This window comes from Burkholderia sp. BCC0398 (assembly GCF_902833245.1).
GTDB lineage: Bacteria > Pseudomonadota > Gammaproteobacteria > Burkholderiales > Burkholderiaceae > Burkholderia > Burkholderia sola.
In genome coordinates this window covers 257,214-274,233 of the sequence record NZ_CADFEM010000011.1, presented here as the reverse complement: position 1 = coordinate 274,233, position 17,020 = coordinate 257,214, and the positions used below count along the sequence as shown (strand labels likewise).

The 17,020-nt window shown below is 69.5% G+C and carries 14 protein-coding genes; 6 read left to right on the top strand and 8 right to left on the bottom strand.

Annotated elements, in window-relative coordinates; all coding sequences use genetic code 11:
* Positions 1 to 31: 31 nt before the first annotated feature.
* Both HWX76_RS24430 and HWX76_RS24425 read right to left on the bottom strand, forming a co-directional pair.
* Positions 32 to 1,342: an MFS transporter gene (locus HWX76_RS24430; RefSeq protein WP_050014384.1), complete on the bottom strand. Its 1,311-nt coding sequence runs from the start codon at positions 1,340 to 1,342 to the stop codon at positions 32 to 34.
* 123 nt (positions 1,343 to 1,465) lie between these two features.
* On the bottom strand, positions 1,466 to 2,491 hold the full coding sequence (locus HWX76_RS24425) for an ABC transporter substrate-binding protein (RefSeq protein WP_050014511.1): 1,026 nt from the start codon (positions 2,489 to 2,491) through the stop codon (positions 1,466 to 1,468).
* A gap of 237 nt (positions 2,492 to 2,728) precedes the next feature.
* Between HWX76_RS24425 and HWX76_RS24420 the strand changes: the two genes are divergently transcribed.
* Positions 2,729 to 3,394 (top strand): response regulator transcription factor, encoded by a 666-nt coding sequence (locus HWX76_RS24420; RefSeq protein WP_050014383.1) that lies wholly within the window; start codon positions 2,729 to 2,731, stop codon positions 3,392 to 3,394.
* On the top strand, positions 3,381 to 4,805 hold the full coding sequence (locus tag HWX76_RS24415; RefSeq protein ID WP_050014381.1) for a sensor histidine kinase: 1,425 nt from the start codon (positions 3,381 to 3,383) through the stop codon (positions 4,803 to 4,805). Before HWX76_RS24420 ends, HWX76_RS24415 begins: the two co-directional genes overlap by 14 nt.
* 56 nt (positions 4,806 to 4,861) lie before the next feature.
* Here HWX76_RS24415 and HWX76_RS24410 read toward each other — a convergent pair whose 3' ends face one another.
* The 5 genes from HWX76_RS24410 to HWX76_RS24390 all read right to left on the bottom strand — a co-directional run bounded on the left by HWX76_RS24410 (position 4,862) and on the right by HWX76_RS24390 (position 10,071).
* Positions 4,862 to 5,314 (bottom strand): hypothetical protein, encoded by a 453-nt coding sequence (locus tag HWX76_RS24410; RefSeq protein WP_050014379.1) that lies wholly within the window; start codon positions 5,312 to 5,314, stop codon positions 4,862 to 4,864.
* Between the two features lie 87 nt (positions 5,315 to 5,401).
* Positions 5,402 to 6,166, bottom strand: coding sequence for an ABC transporter ATP-binding protein (locus tag HWX76_RS24405; protein WP_050014377.1), 765 nt, complete (start codon positions 6,164 to 6,166; stop codon positions 5,402 to 5,404).
* Complete coding sequence (locus HWX76_RS24400; protein ID WP_176016475.1) at positions 6,163 to 7,020, bottom strand: ABC transporter ATP-binding protein; 858 nt, start codon at positions 7,018 to 7,020, stop codon at positions 6,163 to 6,165. The genes HWX76_RS24405 and HWX76_RS24400 overlap by 4 nt, the downstream gene beginning before the upstream one ends.
* 11 nt (positions 7,021 to 7,031) lie before the next feature.
* Entirely contained in the window at positions 7,032 to 8,843 is a 1,812-nt protein-coding gene (locus HWX76_RS24395) for an ABC transporter permease (RefSeq protein ID WP_050014374.1), read from the bottom strand.
* A 34-nt stretch (positions 8,844 to 8,877) separates the two neighbouring features.
* Entirely contained in the window at positions 8,878 to 10,071 is a 1,194-nt protein-coding gene (locus HWX76_RS24390; protein WP_050014373.1) for an ABC transporter substrate-binding protein, read from the bottom strand.
* Positions 10,072 to 10,426: 355 nt separating this feature from the next.
* Here HWX76_RS24390 and HWX76_RS24385 point away from each other — a divergent pair, with 355 nt between their 5' ends.
* The 4 genes from HWX76_RS24385 to HWX76_RS24370 are packed head-to-tail and all read left to right on the top strand — an operon-like array spanning position 10,427 to position 14,014.
* Complete coding sequence (locus tag HWX76_RS24385; protein WP_089489705.1) at positions 10,427 to 11,440, top strand: LysR family transcriptional regulator; 1,014 nt, start codon at positions 10,427 to 10,429, stop codon at positions 11,438 to 11,440.
* Positions 11,437 to 12,897 carry an NAD(P)/FAD-dependent oxidoreductase gene (locus tag HWX76_RS24380; protein ID WP_176016474.1) on the top strand — a complete coding sequence of 487 codons (1,461 nt, stop codon included), beginning with the start codon at positions 11,437 to 11,439 and terminating at the stop codon, positions 12,895 to 12,897. The genes HWX76_RS24385 and HWX76_RS24380 overlap by 4 nt, the downstream gene beginning before the upstream one ends.
* Entirely contained in the window at positions 12,894 to 13,424 is a 531-nt protein-coding gene (locus HWX76_RS24375) for a hypothetical protein (RefSeq protein ID WP_050014370.1), read from the top strand. Before HWX76_RS24380 ends, HWX76_RS24375 begins: the two co-directional genes overlap by 4 nt.
* Entirely contained in the window at positions 13,421 to 14,014 is a 594-nt protein-coding gene (locus HWX76_RS24370; protein WP_050014369.1) for a peroxidase-related enzyme, read from the top strand. The genes HWX76_RS24375 and HWX76_RS24370 overlap by 4 nt, the downstream gene beginning before the upstream one ends.
* A 239-nt stretch (positions 14,015 to 14,253) precedes the next feature.
* On the opposite strand, the gene HWX76_RS24365 is transcribed toward HWX76_RS24370, so the two are convergent.
* On the bottom strand, positions 14,254 to 17,016 hold the full coding sequence (locus tag HWX76_RS24365; RefSeq protein ID WP_050014367.1) for an Hsp70 family protein: 2,763 nt from the start codon (positions 17,014 to 17,016) through the stop codon (positions 14,254 to 14,256).
* Positions 17,017 to 17,020 lie beyond the last annotated feature (4 nt).

Below are 17,020 nucleotides of genomic sequence, written 5' to 3'. Positions count from 1 at the left end.
CCGGCCGACGCTGCGATAGCGCCGCACGCCATCACGCCCGCGCCGCGACCATCCCCCGCTCCGAGCGCGTCCACGCGACCAGCGCACCGACGCCGAGCAACGCGAGGCACACGATCGGCACGATCATCGGCCCGAACGCGGTGCCCGTCACCTTGCCCGCGAACGGCATCAGGTTCTGGCTGAAGAAGCCGCCGAGGTTGCCGATCGAGTTGATCGCCGCGACGCTCGCGGCCGCCCGCGCGCCGGTGAAGTAACGCGGCGGCATCGACCAGAAGCACGGATACAGCAGCGGGATGCACGCGCCGCCCAGCACGAGCGCGATGAAGCGCAGCGGCGTCGACGGCAGCACGAGGCTCAGCAGGAAGCCGAGCGCGCCGAGCGCCGCGACGATCGCGATCGTGCGGAGGATGCTCTTCGCGCGACGCAGCTTCGCCGGCAGCCACACCAGCAGCACCACCGCGAGCGCCCACGGCAGCATGCTCAGGAAGCCATTCGTGGTGCTCGACACGCCGAACGATTTCACGAGCGTCGGCAGCCAGTACGTGACGCCGTACAGCGACGTCGACATCAGCATGTAGGTCGCCGCGAACAGCATCACGCGCGGATCGAGCAGCGCCTTCCACGGCTGACCGTGCTCGGCCTGCGCCGGCTTCTCGCGCTCCAGCGCGGCCGCGACGATCTGCTTCTCGCGCGCGTCGAGGAACGGCGCTTCTCGGAACGACGCGGGCAGCACGCGAAACACGACGATCGCGACGACCACGGCCGGAATGCCCGTCGCGACGAACACCCACTGCCAGCCCGCGAGCCCCCACACGCCGTTCAGGCTCAGCAGCACGCCGCCGACCAGCGAGCCGAGCATGTTCGCGAGCGCGCTGCCGAGCGTGAAGATGCCGAGCACCTTCGCGCGGTAGCTCTGCGGAAACCACAGCGTCAGGTAATAGATCACGCCCGGATAGAAGCCGGCCTCGGCGATGCCGAGCAGGAAGCGCAGCGAGCAGAACGCGGGCATCGACGTCGTGAAGCCCATCAGCACCGTGATGAGCCCCCACGTCAGCATGATCCGCGCGAGCCACACGCGCGCGCCGTAACGATGCAGCGCAAGGGTGCTCGGCACCTCGAACAGCAGGTAGCCGATGAAGAACAGCGACGACGCGAGCCCGAACGCGGCTTCCGTCATCCCGAGGCTGTGCACCATCTGCAGTTTCGCGAAACCGACGTTCTGCCGGTCGATGAACGCGATCAGGAACATCACGACGAGGATGGGCAGCAGGCGCCGCGCCATCTTCGACATGATGCGCTGTTCTTCGGCGGACGCGGGGTCCAGGGTGTCGGTAGCGTTCACTTCAGGCTCCTTGGGTGAATCGATTGCATATCGGTTGCTTGTCGGTTGAATCGGCGCCGCGCTTGATGAACGCGCGGGCGTCACGTGGTTCGATAAACGGACTCGGATCGCGGCCCGCGTGGCTCAACCCGCCCGGTAGTCGTCGAGCATCGGCGCGAACATCTCGTGCCACGCGCGCGGCTTCGCCTTGATCGTGCCGGCGAGGTACAGGAATTCGACGTAGTCCATCAGCTGGTTCGGCAACACCGAGAAGCGCGTGTCGGGCGCGGCGAGCATCCGCATCACGTCGTCGTGCGACACGCCGACGCCCGACGACGACGCATAGAGCGCGGCCGCCGCGCGCGGGTCCTGCGCGATCATTCGATTCGCCTCGTCGAGCGCGCCCAGAAACGCGGCGGCGAGCGCCGGCTCCGCATCGACGAGCCGCTTCGGCGCGAACACGACGTCGAGCGTCAGCGGGCCGAGCACGTCGACCGAATTCACCACGCGATGGATGCCCGGCTGCCGCAATTCGAGCGTCGAGAACGGCGGCGACGTGAAGTGCGCGGTCACGCCGTTCTCGCGGCGGACCAGCGCCTGCATCGCCTGCGGATGCGGCAGGTTCACGGTGATCGAATCGAGTTGCGCGAAATGCGTCGGGCCGAGCTGCCGGCTCGCGACCATCTGCAGCACGACCGCCGACAGCGACGTGCGGATGCCCGGCACCGCGATCCGGTCGGACGGCGTGAAGTCGCGCAGCGACACGAGGCCCGCGCGGTTCGCGTTCAGCGACAGCGACGTGGTCGACAGCCCGCTGACGCCGATCACCTCGACGTTCGGAATGCCGCGCGCCCGCGCCCACAGCTCGATGAAACCCGGCGCGCCGGCGGCCGCGAAATCGAGCGTGCCGGCCATCATCGCGTCGTTGACGGAATTGCCGCCGTCGAGCAGCACCCATTCGACCGCGACGTCGCGCACGCCGCGGCGCGCCGCATGCCGCTCGAACAGCCGCTGCTTCTCCATCACGAGCAGCGGCAGGTACAGCACGCCATAGCCTTTCGAGATCCGCACGGTGCGCGGCTTCGCGCGCACCCGCGCCGGCGCCCCGAGCACGCCCAGCACGCCGAGGCCGGCTGCGATCAACGCGCGGCGGCGCGGCGACGTCGTCATGCGCGCGCCGCCGTGCAGCGGACGGCCTGCGGCCACGCGCAGGCCGGCGTGGCGCCGCGGCGCGCGTTCGTCGTGCCCGTGACATGCTGCATGTTGCCGTCTCCATGAATATTTCTGGTATTAATGCCGTCCTTGCATCCTGCTTCCGGCTCGACACAGGTTATCGGCCGAGTCTGAGAAAATGCTGACATCCCGGCCCCGGGAAAACCCCTAACCCACCTACCTTCAAACGGCACCATGCGCATTCTCGTCGTGGAGGACGATGCCGAAATCGGCGCGGCGATCCGCAGCCGTCTGGCCCGGCTCGGCCACGCCGTCGATCTCGAAACCGACGGCGCGACCGCGAACGGGCTGCTGCGCGTCGAGCGCTTCGATCTCGTCGTGCTCGATGCGAACCTGCCCGGCATGGACGGCTTCACGGTACTGCGCAACCTGCGCGCGACGGGCAGCACGACGCCCGTGCTGCTCGTCACCGCGCGCTCGGCGATCGACGACCGCGTGAGCGGCCTCGGCCTCGGCGCCGACGACTACCTCGTGAAGCCGTTCGACTACCGCGAACTCGACGCACGCGTGCAGGCGCTCCTGCGCCGCAACAGCGGCCATGCGAACGACGTGCTGACGCTCGGCGGCCTCGTGATCGACCGCAGCAGCCGTCTCGCGGAACTCGACGGCCAGCCGCTGTCGCTGTCGCGCCAGGAATTCGCGCTGCTCGAAATCCTCGCGAGTCGCCCGCAACGCATCTTCTCGAAGGAAGAACTGCTGAACCAGTTGTTCAGCTTCGGCAACGAGCCGACCGCGAACGCGGTCGAGCAATACGTGACGCGCGTGCGCAAGAAGCTGCAGGGCAGCTCGGTCGAGATCCGCACCGCACGCGGGATGGGGTATCAGATTGCCGCGCATTGACTGGTTCCCGAAGACGCTGTTCGGGCGCACGCTGCTGTTCATCGCGCTCGTCGTCGCGACCGGCGCGCTCGCGCTCGCGGCGATCGCGCGCTACTACGCGGGCGTCGCGGCCGAACGCGCGTACGACCAATTGCTCGCCGGCGCATCGATCCAGGTCGCCGAAAACCTCTACGTGCAAGGCGGCGTGCTCGCGCTGAATCCGCCGGTGGCCGCGCTGTCGACGCTGTCGCGCTACGACCTCGTCTACTACAAGGTGGTCGATTCGCGCGGCGTGGTCGTGGCTGGGTACCACGATCTCGCGAGCCCCGCGACGCTCGCCGCCGCGAAGCAGGGCCCCGCGTTCGCGAACGCCGTCTACCAGGGGCATCGGGTGCGCACCGCGACGATCGCGCGCTTCATGCCCGAGGAAAGCACGCCGGGCTGGGCGCTCGTGACGGTTGCGCAGACAACCAACGCGCGCCAGCAGCTGACGAACGACATGAGCATCAAGGTATGGACGCTGATCCTGCTGATGAGCGTACTCGCGATCGGCGCGAGCGGCCTCGCGATCCGGCGTGGCCTGCGCCCGCTCGCGCAGATCGGCACGATCATCGCCGCGCGCGACCCGGCCGACCTGCGGCCGGTGGCCGTCGATACGCCGAGCGAGATCGACGCGATCATCGGGTCGATCAATGGCCTGATGCACCGCCTTGCCGAGCGGATCAACGCGATGCAGCGCTTCATCGCCGACGCCGCGCACCAGATGCGCACGCCGCTCGCGCGGCTCGACGCGCAGATCGAGCTGCTCGACGGCGAATCGGATCCCGCGCGTCACGCGGCGCGGCTCGATGCGTTGCGTGCGACTTCTTCGGACGTCGGCCGGCTCACCGGCCAGTTGCTCAATCATGCGATGGTGATTCATCGCACCGAGGCCGTGCCACTGCAACCGGTCGAACTCGTCACGCTCGCGAAAGAGGTCCTGGGCCGCACGATTCCGCTCGCCGGCGAACGCGACGTGGCCGTTGCGTTCGCGAGCGACGCGCCGCACGCATGGATCGACGGCGATGCGATCAGTCTTCAGGAAGCGCTGTCGAACGTGCTGCACAACGCGCTGCTGCACGGCCACGCGGACGACATCGTCGTGTCGGTCGCGACCGCCGGCAATGCAGAGGGCACGGTGACGCTGACCGTCACCGACAACGGGCGCGGGATACCGCGCGAGCACTGGGACGCGGCGTTGCAGCCGTTCGTGCGAATCGCGCCGGACGGCAGCGAGCGGCGTACCGGGTCCGGCCTCGGGCTCGCGATCGTGCAGGAAGTGATGAAGGCGCACGGCGGGCGCGTGCGGTTTGCGTTTCCCGATGCGGGCGGGTTCGCGGTGGTGCTGACGTTTCCGCGCGCGGCGGCGACGCACGCCGCGAGCGACGATTAGGCAACCGCGAATCCGGCGCACGCACGTTCGATCGAACGCCACCGGGCGACACGCGTTCAGTCGTCGCTGTCCCGATCCGCGTCGTCGGCGTTGCGCTGCGCGTGTCGCGCAACCAATTGGTCCAGCTCGTCATACTGGCGCTCGCAGAACAGCCTGCACAACGCATCGACATCGACGCGCTTTCTCACGTCGATCGTGTCGACGTGCTGCTCCAGCTTGCCCTTGCCGATGCCGAAGAGCCCCTTCTTCATCCGCATGGACACCGCATTCAACTGGAAGCCGTCCGAATGCGCATCCGTCAACGCGGTCACCCACAGCTCGCGCTGATCGTCGGCATGCTGCAGCACGAGCGCCGGCAGCGGGCCGTCCTGCGTCTCGTTCCATTCGACGTGCTGAGCAGCCCAAGGGAACGCATCGAACGCATGAACGAACGACGCGTAGTCGGTCGCGCCCTGCTGATCGAGCTGGTTGAAATCGTAGCCGACTTTCTGGATGGAATAGGTCAACATGGCGCGGTGCTCTCCGTGGTGTCGATCGCGACAGAACGCCAATCTACTCCACATTTCGCGGCGCCTGGCAGCGCCTGCTTGCGCCGCCTACGCCGCCACCGCCTCCCCACCGAGATACGCATCGCGCACGCGCTCATCGTCGAGCAGCGTTTTCGCGGGCCCTTCGAGCACGACGCGCCCCGTCTGCAGCACATACCCGTAATGCGCGATCTCCAGCGCGAGGCTCGCGTTCTGCTCGACCATGAACACCGTCACGCCTTGCTTGTTGATCGCGTCGATCAGCTCCAGCACCTTGTCGACGTACAGCGGCGACAGCCCCATCGTCGGCTCGTCCATGCAGATCAGTTTCGGCCGCGCCATCAGCGCACGCGCCATCGCGAGCATCTGCTGCTCGCCGCCCGACAGCGTGCCCGCGCGCTGAGCGAGCCGTTCGCGCACCCGCGGAAACAAATCGAGCACACGCGCGTAGTCGTCGGCCACCGCCGCACGATCGCCGCGCGTGTAAGCGCCCATCAGCAGGTTCTCGCGCACGCTCATGTCGCCGAACAGCCGCCGCGCTTCCGGCACGGCCGCGATCCCGCGCCGCACGCGCTGCGGCGTCGCGAGCGCGGTCACGTCGTCGCCGTCGAAACGCACGACGCCGCGACGCGGACGCATCAGCCCGAGGATCAGCTTCATCGTCGTCGACTTGCCGCTCGCGTTGCCGCCGAGCAGGCTGACGATCTGCCCGCGGCCGACTTCGAAATTCACGTCGAAATGCACCTGCACGGGCCCGTAGAACGTGTCGAGGTGTTCGAGTTTCAGCAGCGCGTCGGTCATGGTCGTATCGGGTCCGGAAGATTGCAAGCTCATGCGGCCGCCTGCGCGGCGCGCTCGGCCGGCGCACCGCCCGCATGGCGGCGGCCGAGATAAGCCTCGATCACGCGCGGGTCGTGCCGCACGTCGCGCGGCGCGCCTTCGGCGATCTTCACGCCGTTGTCGAGCACCATCACGCGATCGGACACGCGCATCACGAGTTCGAGCTTGTGCTCGATCAGCAGGATCGTCAGCCCGCGCGCCTTCAGCGACTGGATCAGTTGCAGCATCTCGGCCGTTTCCGTCTCGTTCATCCCGGCCGTCGGCTCGTCGAGCAGCAGCAGGCGCGGATGCAGCGCAAGCGCGCGGCCGATCTCCACACGCCGCCGGTTCGCATACGACAGGCTGTGCGCCGGATGATCGATGCGCGGCGTGAGCCGTTCGCCGAAGCCGGCGACGATCGCGCGCGCCTCCTCGCGCAGCGCGGCTTCCTCGCGCCGCACCGCCGCGGGCCGCACGAGCGCACGCCACACCTCGGCCGCCGCGCCGAGCGCGGGCCAGCCCGGCCGCGCCGCGCGCAGCCGCGCATGCGCGCCGATCAGCACGTTGTCGAGCACGCTCAGGTTGCCGAACACGCGGCCGTGCTGGAACGTGCGCGCGATGCCGAGCGCCGCGAGCCGCTCGGGCGCCGTGCCCGTGATGTCGCGGCCGTCGAACGTCACGCGGCCGGCATCGGGCCGGTCGGCGCCCGCGATCAGGTTGAACAGCGTCGACTTGCCCGCGCCGTTCGGGCCGATCACGCTCAGCAGTTCGCCGTCGGCGAGCGTCAGGCTCGCGCCGTCGAGCGCGGTCACGCCGTCGAAGCGGCGCGTCAGGCCCTGCACGTCGAGCAGGGGTCGGGTCGTGGTCATCGCGTATCTCCTCACACCGTGCCGAGCAGGCCCTGCGGCCGGAACCGGACGAGCAGCAGCAGCACGAGGCCGTAGATCAGCATCCGGTAGTCAGCCGCCCAGCGGAACAGCTCGGGCAGCCCGATCAGCGCGATCGCGCCGACGATGCCGCCGAGCACGTTGCCGAGCCCGCCCAGGATCACCATCGTCAGCGCGAGGATCGACACCTGCGAATCGAAGGTCTGGTGATTGATGTAGCTGTACAGATGCGCGGCGATGCCGCCGCTCACGCCCGCCGCGACGCCGCCGACCGCGAACGCGATCGCCTTGTAGCGGTTCGGCGCGATGCCGTGCGCACGCGCGGCGACGTCGTCCTCGCGCACCGCGCGTAGCGTGCGGCCCAGATGCGAACGCAGCAGCCGCACCTGTACGAGCGCGAACACGACGAGCACCGCGAACGTGAACCAGTACGCGGCGCGCGCGGTCGTCGCCCACGGCAGCGGCGCGATGCCGGTGATGCCGAGCGGGCCGCGCGTCAGGCTGTCCCAGTTCAGGATCACGAGACTCACCACTTCGCCGATCCCGAGCGTCGCGATCGACACGTAGTGCCCGCGCAAGCGGAACGCCGGATAGACGAGCAGCGTGCCGAACACGGCGGTGATCGCGCCCGCGCACGGAATCGTCACGGCCGGCGACCAGCCGAGATCCGACGACAGCAGCGCCGACGCATACGCACCGATCACGAGCAGCGCGGCGTGGCCGAGCGAGATCTGCCCGACCGTACCCGCGACGAGCGTGAGACTCAGCGCGAGCAGCCCGTACAGCCACGCGTTGGTCAGCGTCTGCAGCACGTAAGGCGATGCCCCGAGCCACGGCAGCACGGCCGCCGCCGCGATCAGCGCGACGAGCACCGGGCGCGGCACGCGCACGGCTTTCGCGGCAGCGAGGAAGGTGCCCGTCATCGGCTCCGGCGGCAGCGCACGGTTCGCACTGAACAAGCCGTTCGGCCGCCACACGAGGAAGACGATCAGCAGTCCGAACGCGAACAGGTCGCGATAGCTGGTGCCGAACAGCGCGACGCCGTAGCTTTCGACGAGACCGAGCAGCAGGCTGCCCGCGATCGCACCCGGCACGTTGCCGAGCCCGCCGATCAGCAGCGCGACGACGCCCTTCAGCGTCGCCTGGAAGCCCATCGCCGGATCGATGCTGTTGTAGTACATGCCGACCAGCAGCCCGCTCACGCCACCGAGCGCGCACGCGATCGCGAACACGGTCTGGTTCACGCGATCGACGTCGACGCCCATCTGCAACGCGGCGTCGCGATCCTGCGCGGTCGCGCGCACGGCCCAGCCGAGCCGCGTGAAGCGCAGGAAGCCGTACAGCAGCGCGGCCGCCGCGATGCCGATGCCCGCGATCAGCAGGTCGAGCGAGCCGAGCGTCGCGCCGGCGATCCGCACGTGCCAGTCGGGCAGCGGCGTCGGCACCGCGCGCGGGTCCGCGCCGAACGCGAGCTGCGCGAGCTGATCGAGGATGAAGCTGATGCCGATCGTCGCGAGCAGCGGCGCGATGCGCGCGGCGTGGCGCAGCGGCCGCAACCCGATCCGCTCGATCGCGATGCCGAGCGCGCCGCACCCGACCACGACCGCCGCAAGCGCAACCGGCAGCGGCAGCCCGAAGCGCGTCAGGCACAGCCAGCCGATGAACGCGCCGACCATGTACACCGAGCCGTGCGCGAAGTTGATCAGGTGCGACACGCCGAAGATCAGCGCGAGCCCGACCGCGAGCAGCGCGTAGATGTTGCCGACGATGAGGCCGTTGAGCGTGTAGTCGAGCCAGGAAGCCATCAGGATGCGTCCGTCATGTGCGTGCGGTTCGGGTTCAGCGCGCCGCGAGTTGCGGCTTCGCGCCGTCCCACAGCGCCCACTGCCCCTGCTTCACGACCAGATACACGGTGCGCGCGCCGGCGACGCGGCGCGTCTGCGGATCGAAGCGCACCTTGCCGAAGATCACGCTCGGCACGTCGCTGATCTTCGCGAAGCCGTCGTGCGCGGCCTGGCGCGTCGTGCCGTAGCGGCGCAGCACTTCCGCCGACAGGATCAGCGCGTCGTACGCGCGCGCGACGAACGAATCGGGATCGGCGTGGAATTTCGCGCGATAGCGCTGCACGAACGCCTGCACCTCGGGGCGCGGTTCGGCCGGGAAGAAGTTCGATTCCGTATAGACGCCTTCGACGGCCGTACCGCCCAGTTCGAGGAACTTCGGCGAATACACGGAGCCCACCGCCGCGATCGGCAGCGCGACGCCCGACGTGCGCGCCTGGCGCACGATCTGCGCGCCGTCCGCGTAGTACGAGATCAGCACGATCGAATCCGGCTTCGATTCGCCGATGCGCACGAGCGTCGAGCGGAAATCCTTCTCCGCCGGCTGGTAGCCTTCGGCCGCGACGACCTGCGCGCCGAACCCCGTCACCGCCTTCGCGAAGATGTCCTTGCTGGTGCGGCCCCAGTCCGTGTTCAGGTACAGCACCGCGATCCGCTTGAAGCCGAGTTCCCTCACCGCATAGCGCGCGAGCAGCGGTTGTTCCTCCGCCTGGCTCAGCGCGGTGCTCCACAGATAGTCGCCGCCCTTCGTGAAATCCGGATGCGAATTCGTGAAGCCGAACTGGATCAGTTGCCCGCGCTGGTAGATCGGCGACGCGGCCATCGACGTCGCGCTCGAGAAGTCGCCGAGCTCGATCGCGATGCGCGGATCGGCGACGAACTTCTGCGCGATCGCCACCGCCTGGCGCGGGTCGCTGCGACTGTCCTGGAAGTCGATCGCGAGCGGCCGGCCGTGAATGCCGCCGCTGCCGTTGATCTCGTCGAGCGCGAGATCGAAGCCGCGCTTCCACTGCTCGCCGTATTGCGCGTCCTGGCCCGTGAGCGGCCCGCTCGCGCCGATCACCACCGGCTCGCCCGACACGCCGGCCGCGAGCGCACCGCCTGTCGACAAGCCCCATGCGGCGGCGAGCGCCGCCACCGTGCCCAGCACGCGCCACCATGCGCCGCGCGCGTCGTTCCCCGAAACGTTCATGCGTCCCCCTGCTTCAGTCAATCGAAAAGAGTGAGGGCATGTAACCATCGGGTTCAGGACGATCCAACGAAGTTTTGCGCATATCGATATCGCACGCGGCGCGAAGCGGATGACGCTCATGATCGATCCAGGCTACCCGCTGCCTCGATCGACATGCCGGCATGCGTCGCATCGCGTTGATTCGATTGGCCTTTCGTTTTTGTCACCCCGCGCAACCGGCGCGCATGCGCGCATGGCCGGCCGCCGCGACGATCGCGCGCTTCGCAGTTTTCCCGCTGTCGATAGCAAAAATCATTATATGAATCGCGCATGCTTGCACTCCTACAATGCGCAAATCGCATCATCGGAACGCGTCATGGAGTTGCATCAACTCGAAGCCTTTTCCGCGGTCATGTCGGCCGGCAGCGTCACCGGCGCGGGCGAACTGCTCGGCCGCTCGCAGCCGGCCGTCACGCGGCAGATCCAGGAACTCGAAGCCGATCTCGGCTACGCGCTGTTCGACCGGCACGGCCCGCGCGTCACGCCGACGCGGCGCGCGTTTCTGCTGTACGAGGAAGTCGAACGCTCGCTGGTCGGCCTGCGCGCGATCGAGGCGCGGGCCCGCGCGCTCGGCGACGACACCGCCGAACCCGTGCGCATCGCGGCCACGCCGTCGCTCGCGGCCACGCTCGTGCCGACCGCGCTCGCCGCGCTGCCCGACGATACGCATGCGCCGCACTACCAGTTGCGCAGCGAATCGGCCGAGCATGTGGTGCACGAGGTGCTGGCCGGCACGGCCGATGTCGGCGTCGTCACGCTGCCGATGGCGCATGCCGGGCTCGACGTGCACTGGATCGCGCAGACGCCGTGCGTCGCCGTGCTGCCGGCCGGCGATCCGCTCGCGGCGAAACCTCGCATTGCGTTGCGCGACCTCGCGCGGCGCCGCATCGTGACGGTCGCGAACCGGCATCGGCTGCGCCAGCGGATCGACGCGGCGTTCGCGGCCGCGCGTGTCGAGGCGCGCGTGTTCATCGAAACCAATGCGTCGCTGAATGCGGTGATGGCCGCGCGCGCGGGCATCGGGATCGGCATCGTCGATCCGGCAACCGGCGTCGCGCTGCCGGTGGACGGGGTCGTCGCACGCCCGCTCGACGTCGACATCCCGTTCGCGTTCGGCGTCGCGACGCCGACCGGCAAGGCGCGCACGGCGGCCGTCGATGCGCTGCTCGACGCGCTGCGCCGCACGACGCGCACGCTGCTCGACGACGTGATTTTTCACGACGCCGCCGCGCACGATGCGCTGCTGCGCGGCGACCGGCTGCGCACCGAACGCACGGCGCGCCCGCCTCGCCCGACACGAACCCGCCGCGCGCGCTCGGAGGCCGCATGACGACGCCACTCGACGCACTCGAAGCACGGCTCGCACAGGACCTGCGCTGGCTCGACCTGCCCGCGCCGTCGTGGGTGCCGCCACGTGACGTGGACGGCGCGCGCGTGCTCGACGTCGCGATCGTCGGCGGCGGGATGGCCGGGCTCGCGGCATCCGCCGAACTGCGCCTGCTCGGCATCGACAACCAGTGCGTGATCGATCGCGCGCCGGCCGGCTACGAAGGCCCGTGGGTCACGTTCGCGCGGATGGAAACGCTGCGTTCGCCGAAGCAGCTTGCGGGCCCCGCGCTCGGCCTGCCCGCGCTGACGTTCCGCGCGTGGTTCGAAACGCAATACGGCCGCGACGCGTGGGATGCACTGTACAAGATTCCGCGCCCGCAATGGATGGAGTACCTGCGCTGGTATCGGCGCGTGCTCGACCTGCAGGTGCGCAACGACACGACGCTCGTCGCGCTGCGCCCGCGCGACGACGGCCTGCTCGCGCTCGATATCCGCGCAAACGGCGGAAGAGACACGCTGCTCGCGCGGCACGTCGTGCTCGCGACCGGCCGCGACGGCCTCGGCGGCCCGTACGTGCCGCCCGTCGCGCAACGCGCGCCGCGCACGCGCTGGGCCCACTCGTCCGAGCCGATCGATTTCGCCGCGCTCGCGGGCAAGCGCGTCGGCGTGGTCGGCGCGGGCGCGTCCGCGTTCGACAACGCGGGCACCGCGCTCGAAGCGGGCGCCGCACGCGTCGACCTGTTCTTCCGCCGCGCGGACATTCCACGCATCAACAAGCTGACCGGCATCGGCAGCCCGGGCCTCGTGCACGGCTACGCCGACCTCGACGACGCGACGAAATGGCGCTTCATGCACTACGCGCTGACGTCGCAGACGCCGCCGCCGCGCGACAGCGTGCTGCGCGTGTCGCGTCACGATCATGCGCATTTCCATGCGGGCAGCCCGATCGAGGCGCTCGCCGACCACGCGGACGGCCTCGACGTGACGACGCCGCGCGGCCGCTACACGGTCGACTTCCTGATCTTCGCGACGGGCTTTCATTCGGACTGGACGACGCGCGACGAATTCGCGTCGTTCGGCGCGCACGTGCGGCGCTGGAAGGATCGCTATCGGCCGGAACCGGCGCGATGGCTCGACGAGCTCGCCGAGTCGCCCGATCTCGGCCCAGCGTTCGCGTTCCAGGAGCGCGAGCGCGGTGCGTGCCCGGCCGTCACGCGCATCCATTGCTTCAATCATGCGGCGAGCCTGAGCCACGGCAAGCTGTCCGGCGACATTCCGGCCATCAGCGCAGGCGCGCAGCGGCTCGCGCGCGGCATTGCGAGCCGGCTGTTCGATGCCGATCGCGACCGCCACTACGACGCGCTCGTCGCGTACGCGAATGCCGAACTGCAAGGCGACGAATGGCGCGACGCCGACGCCATCGGTCACTTTGACGACGAAGGAAAACCGAAACGATGACTGACTCTCTCACGCCGGCGGCCGTGCCGGATACGATCGATGCGGCAGCCGGCCTGCGCGAAGGCGACGCCGTCGCCGCGCTGCGCCGCGCACGCGGCAAGGTGCTGTTGCATACGCAACTGAGCGAAGCCGCGCTGTTCGATCCCCCCCTGCCCGATCTTTCGCCGGTCGAGCGGCTGCATGCGGCACGCTATGTCGCGCGACAGTCGAACGCACACGCGCTGACCGACATCTATCGCACGCGACTGCTCGACGCAGGCGGCACGCTCGACGATATCGAACGAGCCGATGCCGACGCGTTCGACGCGCTGCCTCGCCGCGTCGGCGCGATCCTGTTGCACGCGAAGCGCCTGACGCACGCGCCGGTCGACGCACGCGCGGCCGATCTCGCCGCGTTGAAATCGGCCGGACTCACGACATCCGCGATCGTCGCGTTGTCGCAGCTCATCGCGTTCGTCGCGTATCAGTTGCGCGTGGCCGCCGCCGCGCGGGCACTTCAAGCGCGCGCCGCCAAGGAGGCCGCATGACGACTACGGCCCACGGCTTCACGTTCGACACGCTCGGCTGGCGCGCATGGCTCGACACGGTATCGCTCGACGCGGCGACACCCGATCAGCTCGCGGTGCTCGACGCGAGCCACCCGCAAGCGAAAACATCCGACTATTACCTGCTGCTCGTCCATCTGCCCGAGATCCTGCTGCAGCGCTCGGGCGTGTTCAACGCGATCATGTACGGCCCCGGCGGGCTGTCGCGCGCCGAGCGCGAACTGGCGAGCACGGCGGTGTCGCGCGTGAACGGTTGCGTGTACTGCGCGTCGGTGCATGCGCAGCGCTTCACGCAGCTCGCGAAACGCACCGATGCGATCGAGCAGGTGTTCGACGATCCGGCGACGGCCGGCACGACGGCGCGCGAACGCGCGATCGTCCGCTATGCGATTGCATTGACCGAACGGCCCGACGCGATCGATGACAGCGATATCGCCGCGCTCGAGGCCGAAGGGCTCACGCATGAGGAGATTCTCGACCTGTCGCACGCGATCGCGATCTTCGCGTGGGCGAACCGGCTGATGCTGACGCTTGGTGAGCCGGTGTTTCCGGAATCGGCGGCGGGCGCCTGACCGCACGCAGGAACGTGCCGCGTCGCGCCTTGTGCGTCGACAACAAAATGCTCGTCTCGGTGTTGGCGATTCCCGTTCGGTAACCGCGCGCGATGGCGCAGAAACCGGATCAGCGGAAAAGCGTCGCGAAGGGGTGTCGCATGCCTGAATGAAACCGGCTTCGACGTCGTGCGATGGGCGGCGCGACCGAGACCGGACGCTTCGATCCGCGAACGAGATCGACGCATCCCGCACTGCTCTCAATCACCCAGCAGCTTCAATCCGGCCGGCAGCGTTTCGCCGAACACGCGCACCGTATCGGCTTCGTCGAACGCGGTCGCTTCACGGACCATGTCGATCCACGCCGCCGACACGTTGGCGGCCGACAGGCGCTTGATGACGGCCTCGCGCGTGTCGTCCGGCAAATCGCGCGAGCGGTCGCCCGTCATCCGCGCGATCTGTGCGGCCGCGAACGCAGCCGGTTCGACCTGCTTCCAGTCGAGCGCGAACAGCGCATCGAGCCAGCCGTTGACGATTTCCGCCGGCACGACGCTATGCGCGCTGCCATAGAACGGCCGCCTTGCACCGATCCGCCCGAGCGCCCACGCGCACAACGCGCGATCGGCCGGCTTCTGCAATTGCGCGATCAGGCGCTCGGCCAGCTCGACCTTGCGCGCGACGGGCAGCCGTTCGAGCGACGCGGACAATCGCGTCATGTCGGCCGGCCCGACCTTGGCCGGATCGAACGGCAACTTGCGCCGCTTGTCGTCGGACGGCTCGAGGAACGCGATCGCGTCGCGCACCTGCGTCTGCGCATCGTCGTCGAGGCCGCCGGCCACGCGCCGCCACAGCGTCCACCACTCGGACCACACCTGTGCATCGGTCACATACTGAATGCCGTCGTCGAAGAGCGGCCACAGCTGCTCGATGCGCCATGCGTCGAGCGGATGGCCGAAACCCGGACGCAGGCAATACCCGGCGAGATTCAGCCACGCGCGCTCGTGATCGGCCGAGCGCCGCCGCCGCCGCACCCGCGCGAGCAATGCGTCGAACAGTTCGCGCGCGAGCGCGACATCCCAGTCTTCGCGCGCGCCGAGCACCTGTTCGAGTTGCGCGCGCAACCGACGCGTGTCCTTCGGCGTGACGCCCGCGGCCTTGCTGCCGAACGAACGCTCGATCAGCTCGAGCGCCTGGTCGAGCCGCGGATGCCGCGCGAGCGCCGCATCGTCGCCTTGCACCGGCGCATCGCCGCGCAACTGGAATTCGAGCCGCCAGCGGCGCGCCGCGTCGCCCGTCGCGATGCAATGCATTTCGAGCGTGCCGACCTCGGTCAGCGACGCGGTGAGCTTCACCGGCGTTTCGCGCGCGTCGCCGCCCGCCTTCGCATCGACGACCGTCGCGATCGGCGGCAGCCGCACGAAATCGCCGCCGTCGAGATCGACGAGATCGCCGGGTTGATACTTCGTGTCGGCCACCGTCGACACGAGGTGGAAACGCACCGGCTGCCCGAGCTGCAGCGCGAACGTGCGATCGTCGAGGCGGATCTCGCGGCCCTCTTCCGCGCCGCGCGGCAGCAGGCAGACGCCGCGGGCGGCTGCGTCGCCTTCGCCATCGTCGAGCACGAGGAAATAGCTGCGCGCGGAGCCGCCGCCGATGCGCGGCGCATGCCCGGCGCGCGCAAGCCCGTAGGCCACCGCGCCGCGCGCGACGGCCACATCGGGATGCGCGTTGTGCAGCACGTCGAGCGGTGCGCCGCGCCACGCACCGAGCGTCTGCGCGAGACGGCCGGCAAGCGCGCCCGCGCGGAACACGCCGCCGTTGAGCAGCAGCGTGTCCGGCAGCGGGCCTTCCGCATGACGGTTCAGGAACGCGGCGACGTGGCGCGTGACGGCCGCGTCGCTCGCATACGGCAAGCCGAATTCGACGATCGCCGCGCGCGCACGGCGCGGCAATTCGCCGGCCTCGACCTGCGGAAAGAACCCGTCGACGACGATCTGCTCGACTTCCTGCCGCGTCAGCTCCGCCGAACGCGCACCGCCGACGAGCTTGCTGCCCGCGCCGAGCAGCGTGACGGTGACGGACGCCGGCGCGTCGTCACCGAGCAGCCGCTCCTTCGCCGCGCGGCAGCGCTCGACGAGTTGCGACAGGCTCGCGGCCGACAGCCGCGTACCGGGCTCGGTCAGCCGCGACTCGACCAGGCGCGCGAGCGCGAGGTCCATGTTGTCGCCGCCAAGCATCAGGTGGTTGCCGACGCCGACGCGCGTGAAGGTGGGTTGGCCGTCGTCACCCGGCGCGACGTCGACGAGCGTGAGGTCGGTCGTGCCGCCGCCGACGTCGCAGATCAGCACGCGCCGCGGCGCGGCGAACGTCTCGCGCAACGTGTCGCGCTGGCCGTACAGCCAGTCGTAGAACGCGGCCTGCGGTTCTTCGAGCAAGCGCAGCGCCGGCAGCTTCGCGCGCCGCGCGGCCTCGACGGTCAACGCACGCGCGCCGTCGTCGAACGACGCGGGCACCGTCAGGATCACGTCCTGCTGCGCGAGCGGCTCATCGGGAAAACGCGCGTTCCACGCGTCGCGCACATGCGCGAGATAGCTCGCGCTCGCATCAACCGGCGACACCTTGTCGACGCCATCGGCCGCGCCCCACGGCAGGATCGCCGCGAGCCGGTCGACCGCGGCGTGCGACAGCCAGCTCTTCGCGCTCGACACGAGCCGGCCCGGCACCTGCGCGCCGAGCGTGCGCGCGTAGCGGCCGATCACGGCCGGCGGCGAATCGGCCGCATTCGCGCTGGCCTTCGGATCAGCCTTCGAATTGGCCGCCCACGGCAGCCGCAGCGCGTCCGGCGGCAGCTCGCCCGCCGCCGGGTGATAGCGCACCGACGGCAGCAGCGGCTGCGCGGCCACCGCGCCCGGGCCGACCAGCTGCTCGACGTCGAACACGCGGATCGCGTCGGAACCGGCCTCGACGTACGCGACGACCGTATTGCTCGTGCCGAGGTCGATGCCGACCGTATAACGCTTCATCGCG

Excerpts from the sequence above, each read along its gene's own strand:
- HWX76_RS24425 (WP_050014511.1), bottom strand. The coding sequence starts at position 2,491 with ATGACGACGTCGCCGCGCCGCCGCGCGTTGATCGCAGCCGGCCTCGGC.
- HWX76_RS24420 (WP_050014383.1), top strand. The coding sequence starts at position 2,729 with ATGCGCATTCTCGTCGTGGAGGACGATGCCGAAATCGGCGCGGCGATC.
- HWX76_RS24410 (WP_050014379.1), bottom strand. The coding sequence starts at position 5,314 with ATGTTGACCTATTCCATCCAGAAAGTCGGCTACGATTTCAACCAGCTC.
- HWX76_RS24405 (WP_050014377.1), bottom strand. The coding sequence starts at position 6,166 with ATGAGCTTGCAATCTTCCGGACCCGATACGACCATGACCGACGCGCTG.
- HWX76_RS24400 (WP_176016475.1), bottom strand. The coding sequence starts at position 7,020 with ATGACCACGACCCGACCCCTGCTCGACGTGCAGGGCCTGACGCGCCGC.
- HWX76_RS24395 (WP_050014374.1), bottom strand. The coding sequence starts at position 8,843 with ATGGCTTCCTGGCTCGACTACACGCTCAACGGCCTCATCGTCGGCAAC.
- HWX76_RS24390 (WP_050014373.1), bottom strand. The coding sequence starts at position 10,071 with ATGAACGTTTCGGGGAACGACGCGCGCGGCGCATGGTGGCGCGTGCTG.
- HWX76_RS24385 (WP_089489705.1), top strand. The coding sequence starts at position 10,427 with ATGGAGTTGCATCAACTCGAAGCCTTTTCCGCGGTCATGTCGGCCGGC.
- HWX76_RS24380 (WP_176016474.1), top strand. The coding sequence starts at position 11,437 with ATGACGACGCCACTCGACGCACTCGAAGCACGGCTCGCACAGGACCTG.
- HWX76_RS24375 (WP_050014370.1), top strand. The coding sequence starts at position 12,894 with ATGACTGACTCTCTCACGCCGGCGGCCGTGCCGGATACGATCGATGCG.
- HWX76_RS24370 (WP_050014369.1), top strand. The coding sequence starts at position 13,421 with ATGACGACTACGGCCCACGGCTTCACGTTCGACACGCTCGGCTGGCGC.
- HWX76_RS24365 (WP_050014367.1), bottom strand. The coding sequence starts at position 17,016 with ATGAAGCGTTATACGGTCGGCATCGACCTCGGCACGAGCAATACGGTC.